We start from the raw sequence: 15,850 nt of genomic DNA on the forward strand, positions 1-15,850 counted from the left end.
TCAAGTACTGGCGAAGCCTGGTTCAATCACTCCGCACACCAAGTTCGAATCAGAAGTATACGTACTAGGTAAAGACGAAGGCGGCCGTCATACGCCGTTCTTCAAAGGTTATCGTCCACAGTTCTACTTCCGTACAACTGACGTGACCGGTACTATCGAACTGCCAGAAGGCGTTGAGATGGTTATGCCTGGTGACAAYATCAAGATGGTTGTWRMGCTTATCGCRCCWATCGCGATGGAYGAAGGCCTACGTTTCGCTATCCGTGAAGGTGGCCGTACTGTAGGCGCKGGTGTTGTTGCYAACATCCTAGCTTAATTTGATAGACATCTAGTCTTATCAATAAAAGGGAGCGCATTGCGCTCCCTTTTTTTCCTCTTTAATCGCCCGATACAGATATAAATAAGTCTTTCATCAATAACCAAGCGTTATATAAAAAACCTTTACCTTAAGCGCAATGCAAACTATTCTCGTTATAGTTCATTTTTTGAGATGACTGAGATGTTAGTTTGTATTTGTCATAGCGTATCAGATAAAACCATTAAGCATTGGGTACGCCACCAAGGTGTCAGCAGTATTCGCGAACTTCGTCAACTGACGCCTCTTGGATCTCAATGTGGTAAATGTGTGCGCCACGCTAAAGAGGTCATATACGACGAGAGTCAACTGATCACATTGCAAAAAGCGAGCTAATAAGCGGTCAATATTTGACAGCCTCCTTATGGGTTCTACATTTGTAGAGTAGAACCCATAAGGAGGCTATTGCCATGAAAGGCGATCCAAAATCTATAGCGTTTCTCAACACGGTACTGGGCAATGAACTTGTTGCTATTAATCAGTACTTTCTTCATGCGCGCATGCTCAAAGACTGGGGGTTAAAAGTCATCGCGGATAAAGAGTATGAAGAGTCGATCGATGAGATGAAGCATGCCGACAAGCTGATTGAGAGAATCTTATTTCTTGAGGGCACTCCGAACCTGCAAGATCTTGGCAAACTGAGAATTGGCGAAGATACGCAAGAAATCTTTGAATGTGATTTGGCGATTGAGATGCAAGCCCATGAGGTTTTGAAAGAGGCCATTGCTTACACAGAGGGCATCAGAGATTTTGTCTCCCGTGATCTGTTTCAATACATTCTTGATGACGAAGAAGAGCATATCGATTGGTTAGAGACTCAAATTGGCTTAATTGATAAGGTCGGCATCGCCAACTATAATCAAGCTCAGATCATCGAAGATGCCAGCGAAAAAGGTTAGGTTAAAACAGTCATCCCGCCTTGATTATGAAAAACGTGCCAGAGAGGCGCGTTTTTTTATGGCGTGTTTTTGACCAACGCTTGCAAAGCCATTGCGTATCGGTATAATGCCCGTCACTGCTTAAGTCATTGCGACTTCCGACGCAGTTGTGAACCAATGAGCATCGAGGAATGGAACAGTAAACTGTTCGTTTAATGTATACTCCGCTTATGTTCGCAGTCATAGAATAATGGCTGACAATGTGCCTAATTTTGGCACTACGGTTTCACATAAATTAATCGGCATTCCCTCGCCTTAGTGAGAAGGAATGGCGATATTGTTTGTGTAAATATTTTAGAATTTGGAGCTCTGTCTCATGCAGAACCAACGTATCCGTATCCGCCTGAAGGCGTTCGATCATCGTTTGATCGATCAGTCTACCGCGGAAATCGTTGAAACCGCTAAGCGCACTGGCGCACAGGTTAAGGGACCTATCCCTTTGCCTACTCGTAAAGAGCGCTTCACCGTTCTTATTTCTCCGCACGTAAACAAAGACGCACGTGACCAGTACGAAATTCGTACTCACAAACGTCTGATCGACATCGTTGAGCCAACAGACAAAACTGTTGACGCTTTGATGCGTCTTGACCTTGCTGCGGGCGTTGATGTTCAAATCAGCCTGGGTTAAGGGGGAGTAGATAATGATTGGTCTAGTCGGTCGTAAAGTCGGTATGACTCGTATCTTCAACGAAGATGGCGTTTCTATCCCGGTCACCGTAGTTGAAGTTGAAGCAAACCGTGTTGCTCAGGTACGTAAACCTGAAGTTGACGGGTATGCAGCAATTCAAATCACTACAGGCGAGAAGAAAGCAAGCCGTGTAAACAAGGCACAAGCTGGTCACTTTGCGAAAGCAGGTGTTGAAGCAGGCCGCGGTTTGTGGGAATTCCGTTTGGAAAATGATGAACAGTACGAAGTTGGCGCTGAGCTAAACGTAGAACTGTTTAACGAAATCAAAAAAGTAGACGTTACTGGCACGTCGAAGGGTAAGGGCTTCCAAGGCGGCGTTAAGCGTTGGAACTTCCGTACTCAAGATATGAGCCACGGTAACTCTTTGTCTCACCGTGCTCCTGGTTCTATCGGTCAATGTCAGACTCCAGGTCGCGTATTCAAAGGCAAAAAAATGGCAGGTCATATGGGTGCTGAGCGTGTAACGACTCAAAACCTAGAGATCGTACGTGTTGACGCTGAGCGCAATCTGCTTCTTATTAAAGGTGCAGTCCCAGGTGCGACAGGTGGCAACGTGATCGTTAAACCAGCCGTTAAAGCGTAACGTCGAGGAGATAGTAATGGAATTGGTAGTCAAAGGCGCCGACGCGCTAACTGTTTCCGAAACTACCTTCGGGCGTGAATTCAACGAATCCCTGGTACACCAGGTAGTCGTTGCATACGCAGCTGGTGCCCGTCAAGGTACTCGCGCTCAGAAAACTCGTTCAGACGTATCTGGTGGCGGTGCTAAGCCATGGCGTCAGAAGGGTACTGGTCGCGCCCGTGCAGGTACAATCCGCAGCCCCATTTGGCGCAGCGGTGGTGTCACTTTCGCAGCTCGTCCTCAGGACCATAGCCAGAAAGTAAACAAAAAGATGTACCGCGGTGCTCTTAAGAGCATCCTATCAGAGCTAGTTCGTCAAGAGCGTTTAATCGTGGTTGATAACTTCTCTGTTGAAGCACCAAAAACTAAAGAGCTTGTCGCTAAGCTGAAAGAGCTTGAGCTAAGCGACGTTCTGATCGTCACTGCCGAAGTTGATGAGAACCTGTTCCTTGCGGCACGTAACCTGTATAAGGTTGACGTACGCGATGCAGATACCATCGACCCAGTTAGCTTGATCGCTTTCGACAAAGTCGTGATGACTGCAGATGCAGTTAAACAAGTTGAGGAGATGCTGGCATGATCACTGAAGAGCGTATCCTAAAAGTTCTGCGTGCTCCGCACATCTCTGAAAAAGCGACGATGGCCGCTGAAAACAACAACACTGTTGTGTTTAAAGTAGCTAAAGAAGCAACGAAAAAAGAGATCAAAGCGGCAGTTGAAAAACTGTTCGAAGTTGAAGTGAAGTCTGTTCGTACCCTTCTCGTTAAGGGTAAGACCAAACGTCAAGGTATGCGTGAAGGCCGTCGTAGCGACTGGAAAAAAGCGTATGTTGCCTTGAAAGAAGGTCAGGACATCGACTTCGTTGGCGGCGCTGAGTAAGACGGAGGAGTAAAAGCAAATGGCTATTATGAAATGTAAGCCGACTTCACCGGGTCGTCGTCACCTTGTTAAAGTGGTTAACCATGATCTTTATAAAGGTAAACCATATGCACCACTGCTAGAGAAAAACTCTAAGTCAGGCGGTCGCAATAACAACGGTCGAATCACAGTGCGTCACATCGGTGGTGGTCATAAGCATCATTACCGTGTAATTGACTTCAAACGTACTAAAGACGGTATCCCAGCGAAAGTTGAGCGTCTCGAGTATGATCCAAACCGTAGTGCAAACATCGCGCTTGTACTGTATACGGATGGTGAACGTCGTTACATCATCGCACCGAAAGGCCTAAAAGCCGGTGATCAGATTCAATCTGGTGCAGATGCAGCAATCAAGGTAGGTAACAGCCTGCCAATGCGTAACATCCCAGTGGGTTCTACTATCCACAACATCGAGTTGAAACCTGGTAAAGGTGCTCAGCTTGCTCGTTCAGCGGGTGCTTACGCACAGATCGTTGCTCGTGACGGCGCGTACGTCACACTCCGCCTGCGCAGCGGTGAAATGCGCAAGGTTCTTGCTGAAGGTCGTGCGACCCTTGGTGAAGTGGGTAATTCAGAGCACATGCTACGCGAACTGGGTAAAGCCGGTGCCGCGCGCTGGAAAGGCGCACGTCCAAGCGTACGTGGTGTTGCAATGAACCCGGTTGATCACCCACATGGTGGTGGTGAAGGTCGTACCTCAGGTGGCCGTCATCCAGTAACACCTTGGGGTATGCCAACGAAAGGCTTCAAAACCCGTAAGAACAAACGTACCGACAAGTACATTGTACGTCGTCGTAACAAGTAATTATTATCAGAGGATAAGCCATGCCACGTTCTCTCAAGAAAGGTCCTTTTATTGACCTGCACTTGCTGAAGAAGGTAGAGAAAGCGGTGGAAAGCGGTGACAAGAAGCCTTTAAAGACTTGGTCCCGTCGTTCAATGATCATCCCACAGATGATCGGATTGACCATCGCTGTCCATAATGGTCGTCAGCACGTACCCGTTTTCGTTTCTGAAGAAATGATCGGTCACAAGCTCGGCGAGTTTGCACCAACACGTACTTATCGCGGCCACGCTGCTGATAAGAAAGCTAAGAAGCGTTAAGGGGTAAGAAATGGAAGCTATTGCTAAACATCGCTTTGCTCGTATCTCGCCTCAAAAAGCACGTTTGGTTGCGGATCAGGTGCGCGGTAAAGACGTAGCACAGGCACTGGAACTACTGACTTTCAGCGACAAAAAAGCTGCTGACTTGGTTAAGAAAGTGTTGGAATCTGCTATTGCAAACGCCGAGCATAACGAAGGCGCGGATATCGACGATTTAAGCGTCGCCAAAGTCTTCGTTGATGAAGGCCCAATCATGAAGCGTATTATGCCTCGTGCAAAAGGCCGTGCCGATCGCATCTTGAAGCGTTCTAGCCACATCACTGTTGTTGTAGCAGACCGCTAAGAGACGAGGAGATAAAGCAATGGGTCAAAAAGTACATCCTAATGGTATTCGTCTGGGCATTGTAAAGCCTTGGAATTCCACTTGGTTTGCTAATAACCAAGATTTCGCTGACAACCTAGACGGCGACTTTAAGGTACGTCAGTTCCTAACTAGTGAACTGAAAAAAGCGTCAGTATCTCGCATCGTTATCGAGCGTCCAGCTAAGAGTGTTCGTGTGACTATTCACACTGCGCGCCCTGGTGTGGTGATTGGTAAAAAAGGTGAAGATGTTGAGAAACTGCGCGCTCACGTTGCAAAACTGGCCGGTGTACCAGCGCAAATTAATATCGCTGAAGTACGTAAACCTGAGCTAGATGCGCAACTTGTTGGCGACAGCATCGCATCACAGCTAGAGCGTCGTGTTATGTTCCGTCGTGCCATGAAGCGCGCGGTACAAAACGCTATGCGCCTAGGTGCCAAAGGTATCAAAGTGGAAGTAAGCGGTCGTCTTGGCGGCGCTGAAATCGCTCGTACCGAGTGGTACCGTGAAGGACGTGTGCCATTGCACACGCTTCGTGCTGACATTGATTACGCAACTTCTTCTGCTCACACCCAGTACGGTGTTATCGGCATTAAAACCTGGATCTTCAAAGGCGAAGTCCTAGGTGGAATGGCTGAAGTAGAGCAAAAGGCTGACAAGCCGAAGAAGCAGCGTAAAGGCCGTAAGTAAGGAGTCTATCGATGCTTCAACCAAAACGTACTAAGTTCCGCAAGACTTTTAAAGGTCGTAACCGCGGTCTGGCGCACGGTACTGACGTAAGCTTCGGTACCTATGGCCTAAAAGCTGTTGGTCGCGGTCGTATCACTGCGCGTCAAATTGAGGCGGCTCGTCGTGCGATGACTCGTCACATTAAACGTCAAGGCCAAATCTGGATTCGTGTCTTCCCCGACAAACCAATTACTGGTAAGCCGTTGGAAGTTCGTATGGGTAAGGGTAAAGGTTCAGTTGATTACTGGGTTGCCCAAATCCAACCAGGCAAAGTCCTGTACGAAATGGATGGTGTTCCTGAATCACTGGCTCGCGAAGCGTTTGAATTAGCTTCACGTAAGCTACCGATCAAAACCACTTTCGTAACTAAGGCGGTGATGTGATGAAAGCACAAGAACTACGTGAAAAGACTGTTGAGCAGCTGAATGAAGAGCTTATGGGTCTGCTACGTGAGCAGTTTAACCTGCGCATGCAAGCGGCTACAGGCCAACTTCAGCAAACTCACACTCTGAAAGCTGTTCGTCGCGATATCGCACGTGTAAAAACCGTACTGACTGAGAAGGCTAACGCATAATGAGCGAGAACATCCGCACTCAGCAAGGTCGCGTCATCAGCGACAAAGGCGATAAAACTATCGTCGTTGCTATCGAGCGTTTTGTGAAACACCCAATCTACGGTAAGTACATCAAGCGCACGAGTAAGCTACATGTACACGATGAATCTAACCAGTGTAACCAAGGTGATACTGTTGAGGTTCGTGAGTGTCGTCCAATTTCTAAGCGTAAGTCTTGGACATTGGTTCGCGTTGTTGAAAAATCACGCATCTAAGTGATTTTTCAGACAATAATAAGTCAAACGGCTCTCATTCGGGGGGCCGTTTATTTTTTATCTACCCATCTGGTCAAAATAGTGTTATTATTCGCCGCCCTTGTAAMAAGGCAGCCCGACCCGAGATGGGTCTAGATGTAATAACAGCGGAGCACTAACAATGATCCAAATGCAAAGTATGCTGGACGCAGCCGACAACTCCGGCGCTCGCAGTGTAATGTGTATTAAGGTTCTGGGTGGCTCTCACCGTCGTTACGCCCACGTTGGCGACATCATCAAAGTTACCGTTAAGGATTCAATTCCTCGCGGTAAAGTGAAAAAAGGTGATGTGCTTAAGGCGGTGGTAGTTCGCACCCGTAAAGGCGTACGTCGTCCAGACGGCTCTGTCATTCGCTTCGACCGCAATGCTTGCGTGTTGTTGAACAACACGAACGAGCAACTAGTCGGCACACGTATCTTTGGCCCTGTGACACGTGAACTTCGTAACGAGAAGTTTATGAAAATTGTGTCTCTGGCGCCTGAAGTTCTGTAAGGAGCGATCTCATGGCAGCTAAAATCCGTCGTAACGACGAAGTTATCGTTCTTGCCGGTAAAGATAAAGGCAAGAAAGGTAAAGTATCTAAGGTTCTACCAACCGGTAAAGTTATCGTTGAAGGTATTAACCTCGTGAAGAAGCACCAGAAGCCGGTTCCGGCTCTGGGCACTCAAGGTGGCATTGTTGAACAAGAAGCCGCTATTGATGTTTCTAACGTGGCTATCTTTAACGCAGCAGCTGGTAAAGGTGACCGTGTAGGCTTCCGATTTGAAGACGGCAAAAAAGTGCGTTTTTTCAAGTCGAATGGCGAAACTATTAAGTAATTCTGGAGTAGTACAATGGCGAAACTGCATGATTACTACAAAGAGACAGTTGTAGCTGAGCTATCTAAGCAATTTGGTTACAAAAGCATCATGCAAGTCCCAGGGATCGAGAAGATCACCCTTAATATGGGTGTGGGCGAAGCTCTGAACGACAAAAAACTGCTTGAAAATGCAGCTGCTGATATGACCGCGATTTCTGGTCAAAAGCCGCTCATCACTAAAGCACGTAAGTCAGTCGCAGGCTTCAAGATCCGTGAGGGCTACCCAATTGGTTGTAAAGTAACCCTACGTGGCGAGCGTATGTGGGACTTCTTCGAGCGCTTAATCGCGATCGCAGTCCCTCGTATCCGTGATTTCCGTGGCCTGAACCCGAAAGCGTTCGATGGTCGTGGTAACTACAGCATGGGCGTTCGCGAGCAAATCATCTTCCCTGAGATCGACTATGACAAAGTCGATCGTATCCGTGGTCTTGATATTACTATCACTACTACTGCAGGTACAGATGAGGAAGGTCGAGCTCTGCTGGCTGCCTTTAACTTCCCATTCCGTAAGTAAGGTGAAGGGTTACTGTTATGGCTAAAAAATCGATGAAAGCACGTGATGTAAAACGTGCGAAGCTCGCAGCGCGCTACGCTGAAAAGCGTGCCAACCTGCGTGCGACCATTAAAAGTGTCAACACGTCAGACGAAGAGCGTTGGGACGCAGTCCTGAAGCTTCAGTCGCTACCGCGTGATTCTGCGAAGTCTCGTCAGCGTAACCGCTGCAACCAGACTGGTCGTCCACATGGCTACCTACGCAAATTCGGCCTAAGCCGAATCAAGGTTCGTGAAGCTTGCATGAAAGGCGAGATTCCGGGTCTGCGTAAGGCAAGCTGGTAATTGAATCACGGGAGTAAAGACTTATGAGCATGCAAGATCCGATTTCGGATATGCTGACCCGCTTACGCAACGGTCAGACAGCAAAGAAAGTTGCTGTTAAAATGCCTTCGTCAAAGCTAAAGGTGGCAATTGCTGAGCTACTAAAAGCAGAAGGTTACGTGGCTGATGTCGCAGTAAATAGCGACGACAAGCCTGAACTGGAAGTGACGTTGAAATACTTCGAATCTAAACCAGTTATCGAGCAAATCCAACGAGTTAGCCGTCCGGGCCTGCGCATCTACAAAAAGAAAGATGAGTTGCCTTCAGTGATGGGTGGCCTTGGTATTGCGGTTGTATCAACTTCGAAAGGTTTGATGACCGATCGCGCAGCTCGCAAAGCGGGTCTGGGCGGTGAAATCATCTGCTACGTAGCGTAATAAGGAGTAGGAAATGTCTCGTGTTGCAAAAGCACCTGTCGTAGTTCCTGCCGGCGTAGAGGTGAAACTTGACGGTCAGGACATCACTGTAAAAGGAAGCAAAGGCGAACTTAGCCGCACGCTTCACGATATGGTGGCAGTAAACCAAGAAGAAAACACCATTACCTTCGCACCAAGTGTGGAACACGCTAAAGCATGGGCTCATGCTGGTACAGCGCGCGCACTGGTCAACAGCATGGTTGTTGGTGTAACAGAAGGCTTTACCAAGAAACTGATCCTGAAAGGTGTTGGTTATCGTGCAAACATTGCCGGTAACAAACTTAACCTGACACTTGGTTTCTCTCACCCGGTAGAACACGTTCTGCCTGAGGGTGTAAAAGCAGAGTGCCCAAGCCAAACTGAAATTGTTATCAGCGGTGCTGATAAACAAGCAGTTGGCCAGGTTGCTGCTGAAATCCGCGCATACCGCAAGCCAGAGCCTTACAAAGGTAAAGGTGTTCGTTACGCTGACGAAGCTGTGCGTACTAAAGAAGCTAAGAAGAAGTAAGGTAACACTATGGATAAGAAAGCATCTCGTATCCGTCGTGCGACCAAAGCACGACGCAAGATCGCGGAAATGGGTGCGACTCGCCTGGTGGTACACCGTACTCCACGTCATGTGTACGCACAGGTTATCGCTGGTAATTGCGCGGAAGTTATCGCCGCCGCTTCTACCGTAGAAAAAGCGATCCGTGAACAAGTTAAGAGCACCGGGAACAAAGACGCCGCTGCAGCCGTGGGTAAAATCATTGCTGAGCGTGCGAAGGAAAAAGGCATCGAAGCTGTTGCTTTTGACCGTTCCGGTTTCCAATACCACGGCCGTGTGGCTGCACTGGCAGATGCTGCCCGTGAAGCTGGTCTGAAATTCTAAGGTAGGTGGAAGATGGCTAACGATAAACAACAAAGTGATTTGCATGAGAAGCTGATCGCTGTAAACCGTGTATCTAAGACGGTTAAAGGTGGTCGCATCTTTACCTTCACCGCACTAACAGTGGTAGGTGATGGTAACGGTCGCGTTGGTTTCGGTTACGGTAAAGCCCGTGAAGTACCAGCAGCGATCCAGAAATCAATGGAAAAGGCGCGTCGTAACATGATTACTATCGCGCTGAACGACGGTACCCTGCACCATGCTGTAAAAGGCCGCCACACTGGTTCTAAAGTGTATATGCAGCCAGCATCAGATGGTACAGGTATCATCGCCGGTGGTGCGATGCGTGCCGTGCTTGAAGTAGCAGGCGTCCAAAACGTTCTGGCGAAAGCATACGGTTCGACCAACCCAATCAACATCGTTCGTGCAACGATCGATGGCCTGGGTGGTACGAAGTCTCCAGAAATGGTAGCTGCTAAACGTGGCATGCCTGTTAACGAAATTCTGGGGTAATCGACATGGCTAAGACAATTAAAGTAACTCAGACTCGTAGCGTTATCGGCCGTTTGCCGAAACACAAAGCGACCCTGCGTGGCTTGGGCCTACGTCGCATCAACCACACTGTTGAACTTGAAGATACACCGTGTATTCGCGGTATGATCAACAAAGTCAACTACATGGTTAAAGTGGAGGAGTAATCACATGCGTTTGAATACTCTATCTCCGGCTGCAGGCTCAAAGCCTTCTGCGAAGCGTGTAGGCCGTGGTATTGGTTCAGGTCTGGGTAAAACTGGTGGCCGTGGTCACAAAGGTCAGAAATCACGTTCAGGTGGTTCTGTACGCCCAGGTTTCGAAGGCGGTCAAATGCCTTTGAAACAGCGTCTGCCAAAATTTGGTTTTACATCGCGCAAGAGCCTAACTTCTGCTGAAGTTCGTCTAGGCGAATTAGCAAAAGTTGACGGTGACGTGGTAAGCCTAGAGTCACTGAAAGCTGCGAACGTTGTTGCACAAGACACTCGTACGGCGAAAATCGTACTGTCTGGTGAAATCGCTCGCGCTGTGACTGTGAAAGGTGTTCGTGTCACTAAAGGCGCTAAAGCGGCAATCGAAGCTGCAGGCGGTAAAATCGAGGAATAATTAGCTCGAGGACGAGGTACAGATGGCAAAACAACCAGGACAAAACTTTAGTAGTGCAAAAGGCGGAGTTGCGGAGCTGAAAAGTCGCCTACTTTTTGTAGCAATGGCATTATTGGTATTCCGTGCCGGCTCTTTTGTGCCCATTCCTGGTATTGACGCTGCTGTACTTGCCGATCTGTTCGAACAGCAACAAGGGACCATCATTGACTTGGTTAACATGTTCTCTGGTGGCGCCCTTGAGCGTGCCTCGATACTGGCACTGGGCATTATGCCGTATATTTCGGCGTCGATTATTGTTCAGTTATTGTCAGTCGTTCATCCCGCATTAGCGGAATTGAAAAAAGAGGGTGAATCTGGTCGTCGTAAGATAAACCAGTACACTCGCTACGGCACGTTGGTGTTGGCAACGTTCCAAGCAATTGGAATCGCGACCGGGTTACCAAGTATGATGCCGGGTCTGGTGATCAATCCAGGTCCTGCTTTTTACTTTACCGCGGTAGTTAGTTTGGTGACTGGTACCATGTTTTTGATGTGGTTAGGTGAACAAATTACTGAACGTGGCATTGGTAACGGTATTTCGTTGATTATTTTCACCGGAATCGTCGCGGGTCTGCCACCCGCAATTGGACAGACAATAGAGCAAGCGCGTCAAGGCGACATGTCTCCGCTTCTCTTGCTAGGTATCGCAGTTATCGTATTGGCTGTCGTCTACTTTGTGGTCTTCATGGAGCGTGGTCAACGTCGTATCGTTGTTAACTACGCTAAGCGGCAACAAGGTCGTCGTGTTTTTGCAGCGCAAAGCACGCATCTGCCTCTTAAGATCAACATGGCAGGCGTTATTCCTGCGATTTTTGCATCAAGTATTATTCTGTTCCCTGGCACGCTTGCTAACTGGTTTGGTAAGGGTGATCAGACAAGCTGGCTGACCGATGTGTCTTTGGCACTGAGTCCGGGACAACCAGCGTATGTGATACTTTATGCGGCAGCGATTATCTTCTTCTGCTTTTTCTATACGGCGTTGGTATTTAACCCGCGAGAAACTGCAGATAACTTGAAGAAGTCAGGGGCGTTCGTACCTGGTATTCGCCCGGGTGAGCAGACTGCTAGATACATTGATAAAGTAATGACACGTTTGACCTTAGCGGGCGCCATGTATATTACCTTTATCTGTCTGATCCCCGAGTTCATGATGATTGCGTGGGATGTCCACTTTTACTTTGGTGGCACATCACTACTTATCGTAGTAGTCGTAATCATGGACTTTATGGCTCAAGTTCAGACTCATTTGATGTCTCAACAATATGAGTCCGTGTTGAAAAAAGCCAACCTAAAAGGCTACGGCCGCTAATAGGTTGTCTATTTACGGAGTTTAGCAATGAAAGTTCGTGCTTCCGTTAAGAAAATCTGCCGTAACTGTAAAGTGATCAAACGTAACGGTACCGTTCGTGTGATCTGCAGTGAGCCAAAGCACAAGCAACGCCAAGGCTAATAGCAGAATATTTTTCTTGCAAAATGAGGTCAGGCTGGCTACATTAGCCAGCCCACCTTTTGTATGTGCAAAAGAAGTGGCTATGCCGCTGCGTATCCTCGACGGGCTCTGCAGCGGTTCTACTTGAAAAGTACTAGGAGTGAATAGTGGCCCGTATAGCAGGCATTAACATTCCTGATCAAAAGCACGCTGTAATCGCATTGACTGCGATTTACGGTGTCGGCAAAACCACCTCTCAAGCTATTCTAGCTGATGTCGGTATTGCTGAAAGCACTAAGATCAGTGAACTATCAGAAGAACAGATCGACCAATTGCGTGACGGTGTGGCTAAATACACCGTAGAAGGCGATCTACGTCGTGAAATTTCCATGAACATCAAGCGTCTTATGGACCTTGGTTGTTACCGCGGTTTGCGTCATCGTCGCAGCTTGCCACTTCGTGGCCAGCGTACGAAGACCAACGCTCGTACCCGTAAGGGTCCGCGCAAACCGATCAAGAAATAATCGGGGTAGGTGAGTACTATGGCTAAACAAGCAACTCGTGCACGCAAACGCGTACGCAAGCAAGTCGCTGATGGCGTCGCGCACATTCATGCGTCTTTCAATAACACAATCGTGACGATTTCTGACCGTCAAGGCAATGCTCTAGCATGGGCAACTGCCGGTGGTTCAGGCTTCCGTGGCTCTCGTAAGTCAACTCCATACGCTGCGCAGGTTGCTGCTGAGCGTTGTGGTGAAATGGCTAAAGAGTACGGCCTGAAAAACCTCGAAGTGATGGTTAAAGGTCCAGGTCCAGGCCGCGAGTCTACTATTCGTGCCCTGAACGCTGCGGGCTTCCGCATCACTAACATTGTCGATGCGACGCCAATCCCGCATAACGGTTGTCGTCCACCTAAGAAACGCCGCGTTTAATACGCACTAGCGCTGTTTCTTAGAATATTGGAGAAAGATCATGGCAAGATATTTGGGTCCTAAGCTGAAGCTTAGCCGTCGCGAAGGTACTGACTTGTTCCTTAAGTCAGGCGTACGCGCGATTGATACCAAGTGTAAAATCGATAACGTCCCAGGCGTTCACGGTCAGCGTCGCGGCCGTTTGTCTGACTATGGCGTTCAGCTTCGTGAGAAGCAAAAAGTTCGTCGTATCTACGGCGTAATGGAAAAGCAGTTCCGTAACTACTACAAAGACGCTGCCCGCATCAAGGGTAATACAGGTGAAAACCTGCTTCAGCTTCTTGAAGGTCGTCTGGATAACGTAGTTTACCGCATGGGCTTTGGTGCAACTCGCGCCGAATCACGTCAGCTGGTAAGCCACAAAGCGATCCTAGTTAACGGCAAAGTTGTTAACGTACCTTCTTTCAAGGTTTCGGCAAACGACGTGGTTAGCATTCGCGAGAAGGCGAAGAACCAGGCGCGCATCAAAGCAGCTCTAGAAGTTGCGGCACAGCGCGAACTGCCAACTTGGATCGAAGTAGACAGTAAGAAGATGGAAGGCACATTCAAACGCCTACCAGAGCGTTCTGATTTGTCTGCTGACATCAACGAACACCTGATCGTCGAGCTTTACTCTAAGTAAAGCTGAACTAAAGAGAGGACATAATGCAGGGTTCTGTAACAGAATTTCTTAAGCCGCGTCTGGTTGATATTGAACAAGTTAGCTCGACGCACGCAAAAGTAACTCTTGAACCTCTAGAGCGTGGTTTTGGCCATACTCTGGGGAATGCGCTACGTCGTATCCTACTTTCATCTATGCCAGGCTGTGCGGTGACGGAAGTAGAAATTGACGGCGTGTTGCACGAGTACAGCACCAAAGAAGGGGTTCAGGAAGACATCCTGGAAATCCTACTTAACCTTAAAGGCCTAGCCGTTAAGGTTGAGGGTAAAGATGAAGTTATCCTTACTCTGACCAAGTCTGGTGCAGGCCCTGTTGTTGCAGGCGACATCACCCATGATGGTGGTGTTGAGATTGCGAACCCAGAACACGTTATCTGCCACCTGACTGATGCAAACGCGGAAATTAGCATGCGTATCAAGGTAGAACGTGGTCGTGGCTATGTACCAGCGTCTGCGCGTATCGATAGCGAAGACGACGAGCGTCCCATTGGTCGCCTACTTGTCGATGCAACGTTTAGCCCAGTAGATCGTATTGCTTACAATGTTGAAGCAGCACGTGTTGAACAGCGTACCGACCTTGATAAGTTAGTCATCGATATGGAAACTAACGGTACACTGGATCCTGAGGAAGCGATTCGCCGTGCGGCAACCATCCTAGCTGAACAGTTGGATGCGTTTGTTGATTTACGCGACGTGCGTGTCCCTGAGGAGAAAGAAGAGAAGCCAGAGTTCGATCCGATCCTACTGCGTCCTGTAGACGATCTTGAACTAACTGTTCGCTCTGCAAACTGTTTGAAAGCAGAAGCGATTCACTATATCGGTGATCTGGTACAGCGTACTGAGGTTGAGCTTCTTAAAACACCAAACCTTGGTAAGAAGTCTTTGACAGAGATTAAAGACGTGCTGGCATCACGTGGTCTATCTCTAGGCATGCGCCTAGAAAACTGGCCGCCAGCATCAATCGCTGAAGATTAATCAGTTACTGATTATTTAGTTAGAAGGATTAGGTCATGCGCCATCGTAAGAGTGGTCGTCAACTCAATCGCAACAGCAGCCATCGTAAAGCGATGTTCAGCAACATGGCTAGCTCGCTGGTAACTCATGAAGTTATCAAAACAACTTTGCCTAAGGCAAAAGAGCTGCGTCGCGTTATTGAACCGTTGATTACCTTAGCTAAGAACGACAGTGTTGCTAACCGTCGTGTAGCGTTCGCTCGCACTCGTAACGACGAAGTAGTAGCGAAACTGTTTAATGAACTCGGCCCACGTTTTGCTTCACGTGCAGGCGGTTACACTCGCATTTTGAAATGCGGTGTTCGCTCAGGTGATAAAGCCCCTATGGCTTACATCGAGCTCGTAGATCGCCCAGAGCAAGACGCTGAGGAAGCTGCAGAATAAGTTATTTATTTTTGTAGTGCATTTAGAAAAGCCAGGCTTATGCCTGGCTTTTTCTTTATCTAAACTTATCTTTTTACGCAAGCCGCGATATAGCATCAATGATTAAAAATATTATTGGTGACGCTTTTCGTCACTCTCATCGCGCTAATAGATCTCGTCGGTGTTAAGAATAGTCGAACAGTTTTGAACGAAATACGCCCAGTGTGGGGATAAAGCCAGCAACAAGGTTTAATTTCGAACAAACAAAAAATAAAATGAAATTTATTGTTGACGGTTGTCACGTTTTCTCTAGAATGCAGCCCTACTTAACGCGGGGACAACGCGTTAGGGAAGTCAAAAAGAGGTTTTATTTCCAGCCTGAGGGTTGAAAATAAAAAATAAAATTTCTGCTTGACTTTAACGGTAAGGCGCGTAATATACGCAGCCCTGACCAAGCGAAGCACTGCTTCGCACAGTCAACGCTCTTTAACAATTTGACCTATGCAATCTGTGTGGGCACTCGTTGAGAATAGACAAAAAGATTTATTCGATGAACTGAGTGACCAATTCATGTTGGTACAGCCTTGAGCTGTTTTGATTTCACTTTTTTAAAAGTGGATGCCAACAAGAGCACA

31 protein-coding genes are annotated in these 15,850 nt (G+C 47.9%); all 31 read left to right on the forward strand.

Going from position 1 to position 15,850, the window contains the following annotated elements:
• A partial coding sequence (locus tag BZG77_RS13235; RefSeq protein WP_198532422.1) for an elongation factor Tu occupies positions 1–316 on the forward strand: 316 nt, incomplete at its 5' end.
• A 183-nt stretch (positions 317–499) separates the two neighbouring features.
• Entirely contained in the window at positions 500–691 is a 192-nt protein-coding gene (gene bfd / locus BZG77_RS13240) for a bacterioferritin-associated ferredoxin (protein WP_077647586.1), read from the forward strand.
• Between the two features lie 74 nt (positions 692–765).
• Positions 766–1,254 carry a bacterioferritin gene (gene bfr, locus BZG77_RS13245; RefSeq protein ID WP_077647587.1) on the forward strand — a complete coding sequence of 163 codons (489 nt, stop codon included), beginning with the start codon at positions 766–768 and terminating at the stop codon, positions 1,252–1,254.
• 355 nt (positions 1,255–1,609) lie between these two features.
• Positions 1,610–1,921 carry a 30S ribosomal protein S10 gene (gene rpsJ / locus BZG77_RS13250; RefSeq protein ID WP_002541412.1) on the forward strand — a complete coding sequence of 104 codons (312 nt, stop codon included), beginning with the start codon at positions 1,610–1,612 and terminating at the stop codon, positions 1,919–1,921.
• 13 nt (positions 1,922–1,934) lie between these two features.
• Positions 1,935–2,564 carry a 50S ribosomal protein L3 gene (gene rplC / locus BZG77_RS13255; RefSeq protein WP_021024463.1) on the forward strand — a complete coding sequence of 210 codons (630 nt, stop codon included), beginning with the start codon at positions 1,935–1,937 and terminating at the stop codon, positions 2,562–2,564.
• Between the two features lie 16 nt (positions 2,565–2,580).
• Positions 2,581–3,183 (forward strand): 50S ribosomal protein L4, encoded by a 603-nt coding sequence (gene rplD, locus BZG77_RS13260; protein WP_021024464.1) that lies wholly within the window; start codon positions 2,581–2,583, stop codon positions 3,181–3,183.
• Complete coding sequence (rplW, locus tag BZG77_RS13265) at positions 3,180–3,482, forward strand: 50S ribosomal protein L23 (RefSeq protein WP_021024465.1); 303 nt, start codon at positions 3,180–3,182, stop codon at positions 3,480–3,482. The genes rplD and rplW overlap by 4 nt, the downstream gene beginning before the upstream one ends.
• Positions 3,483–3,501: 19 nt before the next feature.
• Positions 3,502–4,326: a 50S ribosomal protein L2 gene (rplB, locus tag BZG77_RS13270; protein WP_021024466.1), complete on the forward strand. Its 825-nt coding sequence runs from the start codon at positions 3,502–3,504 to the stop codon at positions 4,324–4,326.
• A gap of 20 nt (positions 4,327–4,346) precedes the next feature.
• Positions 4,347–4,625, forward strand: coding sequence for a 30S ribosomal protein S19 (rpsS, locus tag BZG77_RS13275; RefSeq protein WP_021024467.1), 279 nt, complete (start codon positions 4,347–4,349; stop codon positions 4,623–4,625).
• A 10-nt stretch (positions 4,626–4,635) separates the two neighbouring features.
• Positions 4,636–4,968 carry a 50S ribosomal protein L22 gene (gene rplV, locus BZG77_RS13280; protein ID WP_021024468.1) on the forward strand — a complete coding sequence of 111 codons (333 nt, stop codon included), beginning with the start codon at positions 4,636–4,638 and terminating at the stop codon, positions 4,966–4,968.
• Positions 4,969–4,987: 19 nt separating this feature from the next.
• Positions 4,988–5,677: a 30S ribosomal protein S3 gene (gene rpsC / locus BZG77_RS13285; RefSeq protein WP_021024469.1), complete on the forward strand. Its 690-nt coding sequence runs from the start codon at positions 4,988–4,990 to the stop codon at positions 5,675–5,677.
• Between the two features lie 11 nt (positions 5,678–5,688).
• Positions 5,689–6,099: a 50S ribosomal protein L16 gene (gene rplP / locus BZG77_RS13290; protein WP_021024470.1), complete on the forward strand. Its 411-nt coding sequence runs from the start codon at positions 5,689–5,691 to the stop codon at positions 6,097–6,099.
• Positions 6,099–6,290 carry a 50S ribosomal protein L29 gene (gene rpmC / locus BZG77_RS13295; protein WP_021024471.1) on the forward strand — a complete coding sequence of 64 codons (192 nt, stop codon included), beginning with the start codon at positions 6,099–6,101 and terminating at the stop codon, positions 6,288–6,290. Before rplP ends, rpmC begins: the two co-directional genes overlap by 1 nt.
• On the forward strand, positions 6,290–6,544 hold the full coding sequence (gene rpsQ, locus BZG77_RS13300; protein ID WP_021024472.1) for a 30S ribosomal protein S17: 255 nt from the start codon (positions 6,290–6,292) through the stop codon (positions 6,542–6,544). The genes rpmC and rpsQ overlap by 1 nt, the downstream gene beginning before the upstream one ends.
• A 160-nt stretch (positions 6,545–6,704) precedes the next feature.
• Positions 6,705–7,076: a 50S ribosomal protein L14 gene (gene rplN, locus BZG77_RS13305; protein ID WP_021024473.1), complete on the forward strand. Its 372-nt coding sequence runs from the start codon at positions 6,705–6,707 to the stop codon at positions 7,074–7,076.
• Between the two features lie 11 nt (positions 7,077–7,087).
• A complete protein-coding gene (rplX, locus tag BZG77_RS13310; RefSeq protein ID WP_021024474.1) occupies positions 7,088–7,402 on the forward strand; it encodes a 50S ribosomal protein L24 in 315 nt (104 codons plus the stop codon).
• 15 nt (positions 7,403–7,417) lie between these two features.
• Positions 7,418–7,957 carry a 50S ribosomal protein L5 gene (rplE, locus tag BZG77_RS13315; protein ID WP_021024475.1) on the forward strand — a complete coding sequence of 180 codons (540 nt, stop codon included), beginning with the start codon at positions 7,418–7,420 and terminating at the stop codon, positions 7,955–7,957.
• 17 nt (positions 7,958–7,974) lie between these two features.
• On the forward strand, positions 7,975–8,280 hold the full coding sequence (rpsN, locus tag BZG77_RS13320) for a 30S ribosomal protein S14 (protein ID WP_021024476.1): 306 nt from the start codon (positions 7,975–7,977) through the stop codon (positions 8,278–8,280).
• Positions 8,281–8,303: 23 nt separating this feature from the next.
• Complete coding sequence (gene rpsH / locus BZG77_RS13325; RefSeq protein WP_021024477.1) at positions 8,304–8,696, forward strand: 30S ribosomal protein S8; 393 nt, start codon at positions 8,304–8,306, stop codon at positions 8,694–8,696.
• Between the two features lie 13 nt (positions 8,697–8,709).
• Positions 8,710–9,243 carry a 50S ribosomal protein L6 gene (gene rplF, locus BZG77_RS13330; RefSeq protein ID WP_021024478.1) on the forward strand — a complete coding sequence of 178 codons (534 nt, stop codon included), beginning with the start codon at positions 8,710–8,712 and terminating at the stop codon, positions 9,241–9,243.
• Between the two features lie 9 nt (positions 9,244–9,252).
• Positions 9,253–9,606, forward strand: a complete 354-nt coding sequence (gene rplR, locus BZG77_RS13335) for a 50S ribosomal protein L18 (RefSeq protein WP_077647588.1) — start codon at positions 9,253–9,255, stop codon at positions 9,604–9,606.
• Positions 9,607–9,618: 12 nt separating this feature from the next.
• Positions 9,619–10,116 carry a 30S ribosomal protein S5 gene (gene rpsE, locus BZG77_RS13340; RefSeq protein ID WP_021024480.1) on the forward strand — a complete coding sequence of 166 codons (498 nt, stop codon included), beginning with the start codon at positions 9,619–9,621 and terminating at the stop codon, positions 10,114–10,116.
• A gap of 5 nt (positions 10,117–10,121) precedes the next feature.
• On the forward strand, positions 10,122–10,301 hold the full coding sequence (gene rpmD / locus BZG77_RS13345; RefSeq protein WP_021024481.1) for a 50S ribosomal protein L30: 180 nt from the start codon (positions 10,122–10,124) through the stop codon (positions 10,299–10,301).
• Positions 10,302–10,305: 4 nt separating this feature from the next.
• Positions 10,306–10,740 carry a 50S ribosomal protein L15 gene (rplO, locus tag BZG77_RS13350; protein WP_077647589.1) on the forward strand — a complete coding sequence of 145 codons (435 nt, stop codon included), beginning with the start codon at positions 10,306–10,308 and terminating at the stop codon, positions 10,738–10,740.
• A 22-nt stretch (positions 10,741–10,762) separates the two neighbouring features.
• Positions 10,763–12,088 carry a preprotein translocase subunit SecY gene (gene secY / locus BZG77_RS13355; protein ID WP_025674307.1) on the forward strand — a complete coding sequence of 442 codons (1,326 nt, stop codon included), beginning with the start codon at positions 10,763–10,765 and terminating at the stop codon, positions 12,086–12,088.
• A gap of 27 nt (positions 12,089–12,115) precedes the next feature.
• Complete coding sequence (gene rpmJ, locus BZG77_RS13360) at positions 12,116–12,229, forward strand: 50S ribosomal protein L36 (protein ID WP_021024484.1); 114 nt, start codon at positions 12,116–12,118, stop codon at positions 12,227–12,229.
• Between the two features lie 146 nt (positions 12,230–12,375).
• Positions 12,376–12,732: a 30S ribosomal protein S13 gene (rpsM, locus tag BZG77_RS13365; RefSeq protein WP_021024485.1), complete on the forward strand. Its 357-nt coding sequence runs from the start codon at positions 12,376–12,378 to the stop codon at positions 12,730–12,732.
• An 18-nt stretch (positions 12,733–12,750) separates the two neighbouring features.
• The gene (gene rpsK / locus BZG77_RS13370) at positions 12,751–13,140 is read left to right on the forward strand and encodes a 30S ribosomal protein S11 (RefSeq protein WP_021024486.1); all 390 of its coding nucleotides are present in this window, start codon (positions 12,751–12,753) and stop codon (positions 13,138–13,140) included.
• A 40-nt stretch (positions 13,141–13,180) separates the two neighbouring features.
• Positions 13,181–13,801, forward strand: coding sequence for a 30S ribosomal protein S4 (gene rpsD, locus BZG77_RS13375; RefSeq protein ID WP_077647590.1), 621 nt, complete (start codon positions 13,181–13,183; stop codon positions 13,799–13,801).
• Between the two features lie 23 nt (positions 13,802–13,824).
• A complete protein-coding gene (locus tag BZG77_RS13380) occupies positions 13,825–14,814 on the forward strand; it encodes a DNA-directed RNA polymerase subunit alpha (RefSeq protein WP_077461926.1) in 990 nt (329 codons plus the stop codon).
• A gap of 35 nt (positions 14,815–14,849) precedes the next feature.
• Entirely contained in the window at positions 14,850–15,236 is a 387-nt protein-coding gene (gene rplQ / locus BZG77_RS13385; protein ID WP_021024489.1) for a 50S ribosomal protein L17, read from the forward strand.
• Positions 15,237–15,850 lie beyond the last annotated feature (614 nt).

It is taken from the genome of Salinivibrio sp. IB643 (assembly GCF_001996105.1).
Taxonomy (GTDB): Bacteria; Pseudomonadota; Gammaproteobacteria; order Enterobacterales; family Vibrionaceae; genus Salinivibrio; species Salinivibrio costicola.